Annotated in this window: 7 protein-coding genes and 1 pseudogene; 5 read left to right on the forward strand and 3 right to left on the reverse strand. The window is 64.6% G+C overall.

From position 1 onward, the window contains the following. The 3 genes from BJEO58_RS14395 to BJEO58_RS14405 form a co-directional block, all read right to left on the reverse strand. A partial coding sequence (locus BJEO58_RS14395) for an ISL3 family transposase (protein WP_373270418.1) occupies positions 1 to 1,337 on the reverse strand: 1,337 nt, incomplete at its 3' end. Between the two features lie 284 nt (positions 1,338 to 1,621). Further along, positions 1,622 to 2,341, reverse strand: coding sequence for a VIT1/CCC1 transporter family protein (locus BJEO58_RS14400; protein WP_026077377.1), 720 nt, complete (start codon positions 2,339 to 2,341; stop codon positions 1,622 to 1,624). Between the two features lie 82 nt (positions 2,342 to 2,423). After that, entirely contained in the window at positions 2,424 to 3,656 is a 1,233-nt protein-coding gene (locus tag BJEO58_RS14405; protein WP_101590152.1) for a cytochrome P450, read from the reverse strand. Positions 3,657 to 4,037: 381 nt separating this feature from the next. On the opposite strand from BJEO58_RS14405, the gene BJEO58_RS14410 reads away from it, so the two are divergent. The 5 genes and pseudogenes from BJEO58_RS14410 to BJEO58_RS14430 all read left to right on the forward strand — a co-directional run. Then, complete coding sequence (locus tag BJEO58_RS14410; RefSeq protein WP_246076025.1) at positions 4,038 to 5,069, forward strand: ZIP family metal transporter; 1,032 nt, start codon at positions 4,038 to 4,040, stop codon at positions 5,067 to 5,069. Positions 5,070 to 5,130: 61 nt separating this feature from the next. After that, positions 5,131 to 5,727, forward strand: a complete 597-nt coding sequence (locus tag BJEO58_RS14415; RefSeq protein WP_101590154.1) for a class I SAM-dependent methyltransferase — start codon at positions 5,131 to 5,133, stop codon at positions 5,725 to 5,727. 66 nt (positions 5,728 to 5,793) lie between these two features. Then, positions 5,794 to 6,054 (forward strand): iron-sulfur cluster repair di-iron protein, ric, encoded by a 261-nt coding sequence (locus BJEO58_RS14420; RefSeq protein WP_101590155.1) that lies wholly within the window; start codon positions 5,794 to 5,796, stop codon positions 6,052 to 6,054. Positions 6,055 to 6,174: 120 nt separating this feature from the next. Next, positions 6,175 to 6,492, forward strand: a complete 318-nt coding sequence (locus BJEO58_RS14425; protein ID WP_101590156.1) for a hypothetical protein — start codon at positions 6,175 to 6,177, stop codon at positions 6,490 to 6,492. Positions 6,493 to 6,526: 34 nt separating this feature from the next. After that, positions 6,527 to 6,910: pseudogene (locus BJEO58_RS14430) on the forward strand (transposase); the annotation flags it as partial.

Consider the following 6,910-nt stretch of genomic DNA (forward strand, 5'->3'; position numbering starts at 1 on the left):
ATCTTTGCGCGCATCGATCGCCATCCTCGTGGCTCGCTCGCGTAGCTCGTCGGGGTACTTTCGTGGTGCGACCATGCCGCCCATCCTTCCGGGTTATCGATGTCTCCATTAAACCCGGGGCGATTCAGTTCGAGTCGGCCGTTGATCGCTTCAGTCGGCCCGTTACTTGTCCCGGGTCGTTGGAAGTAGGCGAGCACATCAGCGGCTCTGCGTTTCAGCGTTCTCCCCAGCGTCGTCAGCTCCGTCAACGCTGCTGGCACTCCTGCCGAGAGACTCGCGATGACCGCCCGCAGTCGGTCTCTGCCGCGAGTGCGGTCGGGGTCGCGGTACGCGGCCACGATGCGCTGGTAGACCCACCACGTGACATCGACTTGCGGGTGTTCCTCGACAGCGAGCACAGCTTCGAGTCGATCGGTCTGCTTGCTGGTGAGCAGGTTCGCGCCGGTGAGCAGGATGCGACGGATGCCATAGAGCGGGTCCCCGGACCGGCCCCGGTGTCCGAGTGTCTCCTGCTGGATCCGCTGCCGACACCGCTGGACAGCACTCCCGGCCAGCACGACGACGTGGAACGGGTCCATCACCGGGGTCGCGTCGGGCAGTTCTTCGGTCGCGGCTGACTTGTAGCCGGCGAAGCCATCCATCGCGACGTCCTCAATACCGTGACGGAACGCCTGCGATTGGGTCGCCAACCAGGTCTTGAAGACCTTCTTCGACCGGCCTTCGACGATGTCCAGTAACCGGGAGGGGCCTGTCTTGTCGCGGATCGGGGTGAGATCGATGATGACAGTGACGAACTTGCTGCCGAACGGCGTATGCCGCCACACATGCTCATCGACCCCGATGACACGGACACCGTCGAACCTGCTGGGATCATCGACCAGCAGCTGTTGGCCGGTGGCGAGGATAGCGGTGTTGACGGTGTGCCACGCCGCGCCCAGGCCCGCAGCGATACGACTGATGGACATCCTGTCGATGACGAGGCATTTCAGCGCCCACAGCACAGCCGACCACGACAGCTTCGCCCGTGGCGCGGCGACCGGGGTGAGATCTTCCCGCCAGACGCGTGTGCAGGTCGGGCACCGGTAGCGGCGGACTCTCACGTGCAGGAGCGTGGGTCGCCAGCCGAGGGGGACGTGGACGAGCCTGCGCACCGCGGTTCCGCGGGGGATGCCTTCCGTGCCGCATTCCCGGCACCAGGAATCGGGATCGTCGGTAGTGGTGCGGCACTCCAAGACTGCTTGATCGACATCGACAGCTTGTCCTGTGATAGTCACGGCGTGGGTGTCGAGGAGGCAGAACGCGTCAAGATCGGGGGTCGTGAAGCTAGGCTTACCCATGTCGAGGTCTTCCGGATGGAGAGTGTGAGAACTTCCATCTTCAGGGAGACCTCGACGTCTACCCAGGCAACGACACGGACGGACCCACAGCACCAGGCTCTACACCCTCATCTGCGAAGAGCCGGTTTGGACATCTCTTAAGTTACGCAGAACCGAGCGAACTTCCCTTGACGTGGATCAAGAACCACGGAGAATCTCCGTTGCGGCGGCCAGGCCCTGGTGATGCACGGCAATTTCCAGGACCAGAGACTGGATGCACGGCGAAGGAAGCGACCTGGGGAGTGTCAAACAGCAAGCCCGAATAGGGATCCGACAACGTATGTCAGCGCCAGTCCGAGAGCGCCGCCGATGACCAGGCGCAGGCTCGACCTGAGCGGTGAAGTGCCCGACAGTCTCGCGGAGATGTGACCGGTCAGGGCCAGAACGATGAGAGTCACGACTGTGACCACAACGGCGTCAGTCCCCGAGGGGGCGAAGAAGACCGAGATCATGGGCAGCAGGGCTCCGAGCACGAATGCCACCGCCGACGACAGCGCCGCCGTGATCGGGTTCGTCAAGTCCTCCGCATCGAGGCCGAGCTCAAGTTGCAGGTGAGCGGCCAGGGGGTCGCTGGCACCGATCTCGGTAGCAGCCTTATCAGCGGTGTCCTTGGTGATGCCATATCCCTGGAGGATGCCGGACAGCTCGGCGTGTTCGGCCTGCGGATCATCGGCGAGCTCGGCACGCTCCTTGTTGATCAAGACCTTCTCGGTGTCCCGCTGGGCGGAGACGGAAACGTATTCACCCAACGCCATCGAGACCGCACCGGCAACGGTCGAGGCCAACCCGGCGACGAAGACCGCAGTGTCACCGGCGCCGCTGGCGATCACTCCCAGCAGCAAGGCGGCAACGGAGACGATGCCATCGTTGGCGCCGAGCACTCCGGCGCGTAGTGCGTTGAGTTTGGCGTGGTGGCTTGGTGCGTGCGGTTCACCGCTGTGTCTGGACTCAGGCGGGACAGTCATTCGACGATCCTCCTCCCAATGTCGGTCAGCTTGCAACCCCACGTCCTCATCCTGGTCATGATGGCGATGGCCGGTTGTGTCGTCACCGCAGGCGCAGCGGGGCTGCTGCGAAGCCCCCGACGGGTGGCAGAGCGCGCTGTCGCGGCCTGCCTGGATCTGGTTCGATCGCGGCCGTCGTCTCAAGGACGGCCCGGGTCAGTGCCCGCAGCTCGAGGGTCGCAAGTAGACGTCCGGGACAGACGTGCTTCCCGATCCCGTACACGAGGTTGTAGGGCGCATTACCAAGGGGGTCGAACGCGTCCGGGTCACCGAACATCTGCGGATCCCGGTTGGCGGATGTCCAGTTGAGGAAGACTCGTTCGCCGGCGGCGAGCTCACGGCCGCCGACTGTGACGGGCTCGGTGGTGATGCGTCGGTTCGCCACGAAGGGATCATCGATCCGTAGGATCTCGTCGAGGATCGCGGTGAACTCCCGGTCGGACACTCCGGAGCGCAGCCGGGCTTGCACGTGCGGGTGGTCGGCGAGGTAGGTCAGAATCACGCCCGTGCAGAGGGCGATCGACCCCAGGTCGCCACCCGTCCAGTTGCGTAGGATCGAGACGATCTCTTCGTCGGTCAGCTCGCGGCCGTTGACGCGGTCGCGGAGGAGCTCGGTGGTGACATCGTCGGGTGCGGCGTCACCGGCCTCGCGGCGAGCGTTGATGAGGGACCGGATGATGGCATCGAAGCGCTGGGCGACTTCCGCGGTGCGCGCCCCATCTCGTGAGCGAGTGGCTGCATGGTTGTCCGCCATCCACTGCAGGAGCTCGTCCTCGAGGTCGGTGGGCCATCCGAGCCAGGCGCTTTGCGCGCGCACCGCAAAGCGAGCGCCGACCTCGACTGCGTCGATGGGCCCGGGAACGTCGAATTGCGAGACGAGTTCGGCCGCGACTCGCTGCACCGCGGGCTCGAGAGCTGTCATCCGTTTCCGAGTGAAGTAGCGGTCCACGAGAGCTCGGAACTCCGTGTGCGTGGCCTCGTCGAAGCCGTTGGGCACCTGGAGGTGGCGGGACACGGCGTTGGAGAAGGCTTGATGATCCAGGGCGGCAGCAGTGACATCAGCATGCGAAAACAGCGTCCAGGCACCGCTCGCCCCGCGCGCGACGGGACATCGCGATCGCATCTCGTCGTAGGCGGAAACGGGATCGCGACGAACCCGCGGACCCCGCGGATTCCAATCGGGGAGAGGATCCTTGATCGCCTTCGGTGGCGCCACGGCGCCGGGACTCAGGCGGGTGCCGGGGGTGACCTCGTCGGTCGGCATGTGATTGGTCATGCATCCATCCTGCCCCCGGAGCCGGAAACTTCGGGAGCGGGGCTGCGCGTACCCCGGCGGGTGTTGGCGGGCTGTCCTATCGCATTCGGTAGATGCGACGATCCCGCCTTTCCGAGCAGATTCTTCGTCCTCACGCATCAACGTGGTCGGCCTTATTGTGTCGCTGACCAGGATCGCTGCCTCACGGGTTCGAACCACATCAGGTTCGAGCGACATCATCCCGATCAGTACCGGCGCCAATTCAGACGGTTAGCCAGTCCTCATAGCGCTCGTCGACCTCCACCAGGCAGGTGAGTACAGCACGCCGGGACAGGGGAACTTGTTACCCGGACCTATCCAGGCGACGCCTTGATCGGTCGGATGTGCAGTCGATTCCTGAAAATGACACCGTCACCGAACGCCTCGGCCTTGGACCCAGCCGATGTCGGCATCGCGGGCGGTGCCGCAGCAGCGGCCCCGAAGCGTCTGACACGCAGCGCCTTTGCTCGCCTCTGCTCTGATGCATGGGCGGTGGCACCTCTGCGGACTCTTGATCCAGATCAATTACAACGTTTCCGATACGGCATAAGTTCAGGGGTGGAAGGGCCGAGGCAACCCGGCTCACTCAAACGTCTGCAACATTGTGAAAGGGAAACAACAATGGAACTGCTCGGGCAAGCGCTCGGACTCGGCACCATCGGATTGGTGGCGGGTCTTGTGGGCGCGGTGATCGCGGCTCTCGCGACGCGTAGCCAGACCTCCACACTCACCAGCTACGTCCAGCACTTCGCCGCCGGCCTGATCATCGCTGCGGCCACACTCGACCTGCTTCCGGAGGCGCTCCACCTCGGTGCAGGCTGGCCACTGATCATCGGCTTTGTGCTGGGTACGGCATTCATGCTGGCGCTGCGCGCGCTCCTCAACCGATTCGGCCACAGTCACGCTCATGGCGAGGAGCACGACCACGGTCACGGTGGCGTGCAGACCAAGGGGGCCACCGGCGTGAACCTGCGCTTGGCCATCGCTCTTGCGGTCGTCGTCCTCATCGACGGTGCCATCATCGGTGTGGCACTGTCGGCCGGCGGTGCCGCGGCCCTCCTCATCGCGATCGCGCTGTCGATCGAGCTCCTCTTCGTCGCCGCGTCCACGGCCGGATCCACGCGAGCCGGGGGCGGTTCGGTCGGCACCGCGATCGGAGTGGGGGCCTTCGTGGCGGTCATGATGCCAATCGGCGCCGTACTCGGTGCCCTCCTCTTCGCCGGAGTCTCCGCCCCGCTGCTGATCGCCGGCCTGGCCTTCGGTGCCGCCGCCCTGTTGTTCACCGCAGTCGCCGAGTTGCTCGTGGAGGCCTACGAGATCAAGGAAAGCACGGGCACTATCGCCATGGCAGCCGCTGGCTTCCTGCTGTTCCTCATCCTCATGATGCTCATGTGATCGGGGTTGCTGCGACTGTTGCGCTCACACCGCTGGACCCGCTCACTTCACGGAGGCACGGATGGATGAGGTCACCCAGGCGTACCGCACCAAGGCGGTCGGACTGGCCGGCATGCTCGGCACCGTGGTCTCCCCCCGAGACCCCGGCCGCAGCGTGGTCGAGCCCTGGGCTGAGACAGTCTCCGGCCGGATCCTCGACGTCGGCGCAGGCACCGGACGCTGGACCGGTCACCTCGCTGCCCTCGGGTACGACGTCGAAGGACTCGAACCGGTCGACCAGTTCGTCGAACTCGCCCGCCGCGCACATCCCGCCGTGCCGTTCCGGCACGGCTCACTCGCCGACCTCGTCGGGTCCGCCGAGCGCTGGTCCGGGATCCTGGCGTGGTACTCCCTCATCCACCTCGATCCCGACCAGCTCCCGCCAGCACTGGCGACCCTGCGCAGTGTTCTGGACGACGACGGCTCACTCCTCCTCTCGTTCTTCTCAGGCCCACGGTTCGAGGCGTTCCAGCACCCAGCCACGACGGCCTACCGATGGCCGATAACGGCCATGGCACGAGCGCTGGAGAGTGCCGGGTATGAGGTCACCGACCAGCAGCAGCACCCGCGGCATCCTCACGCAGCGATCACCGCCAGGACCCGGCCCAGCTCGTCTTGACCTCCATCAAGGGACAACCATCCCCAGACCCCATAGTTTGGTTTCACCATCGGAAAGGAATGATCAGTGACTGACCAGAACCTCGCGCGAGCAGCCGAACTCGCCTCCCACATCGAACGCGTACACGGAGCAAACCACCCGGAACTCACCCGCGTACGGGAGATCACCCTCGCTCTCCAGCAGTCGGGCAACGAGACCCGCACCGTTGAACTGTTCAACGAGTTGCGGACCCTGACCCATAACTATGCACTTCCCGATGACGCCTGCGAGGCCTTCGCGGCGACCTACCAAGCGCTGGAGCGCGCTGACAGGCAACGCGCTTCCTGAGCTGAGACGACCAGGGCTTGGCGCCTGAGACGCGTACGGTGCCGCCCCTGGGGACAGAACCATCCGAATACCTGCCCACGCCAACAAAGGGCGCCACCAAACCGCGAGAAAAGGACACTCATGACCGACATCACCTTCGCCAGCCTCCACGAGAAACTGAACTTTCTACTCGCCGACCACGGCGTGCAGGACTTCGACGAGCCGGAGCTCGACCTGGAATCCGTATCTTCCCTCCACGCAAAAGCCAACGCCCTGTGCTCCGCCCATGGCGGCAACCCCTCACGCATGCCCAACGAGACGCTCGCCCAACTCCATCCCAAACTCGACTTCCTGCTCAAGGGCCACCGTGTCGACTTCGACGCCCCCGACCTCGAACTCGAGACACTCGCCGCCGTCGATGCCATGGGGTTAGCCTCGAGTTGTAGACACCCGAGATAGCGGGATCACGGGTTCCGCTGGAAGGATGTCTGGCATGTCGTCAAGCAGAAAGCAACGACGGTCGTACACCGAGGACTACAAGCGCGAAGCCGCGCATCTGGTCATCGATACAGGCCGCTCGATCGCGGCAGTGGCTGCGGAAATCAACGTCGGTCCCCAGACGCTGGGCAACTGGGTGCGGCAGGAGAAAGAACTTCTCCACGGGGACGGAAAATCCACCGGTCCGTTGGAAGAAGACGAGCGGTCGGAGTTGAAGCGGCTACGGCGGGAAGTGTTCGAGCTGCGGGAAGACAACGCGTTCCTGGGAAAAGCGGCAGCCTTCTTCGCGTCGAAGCCTCGGAAGCAGAACGGTTCGAGTTGATCGACGCGCAGAAGGCGAACCACACGATCGCGCGGATGGCCAGGCTCCTGCACGTCT

It is taken from the genome of Brevibacterium jeotgali (assembly GCF_900169175.1).
Lineage (GTDB): Bacteria > Actinomycetota > Actinomycetes > Actinomycetales > Brevibacteriaceae > Brevibacterium > Brevibacterium jeotgali.

Coding starts and splice junctions, on each gene's coding strand:
- BJEO58_RS14400 (WP_026077377.1), bottom strand. CDS start 2,341: ATGACTGTCCCGCCTGAGTCCAGACACAGCGGTGAACCGCACGCACCA.
- BJEO58_RS14405 (WP_101590152.1), bottom strand. CDS start 3,656: ATGACCAATCACATGCCGACCGACGAGGTCACCCCCGGCACCCGCCTG.
- BJEO58_RS14410 (WP_246076025.1), top strand. CDS start 4,038: ATGACACCGTCACCGAACGCCTCGGCCTTGGACCCAGCCGATGTCGGC.
- BJEO58_RS14415 (WP_101590154.1), top strand. CDS start 5,131: ATGGATGAGGTCACCCAGGCGTACCGCACCAAGGCGGTCGGACTGGCC.
- BJEO58_RS14425 (WP_101590156.1), top strand. CDS start 6,175: ATGACCGACATCACCTTCGCCAGCCTCCACGAGAAACTGAACTTTCTA.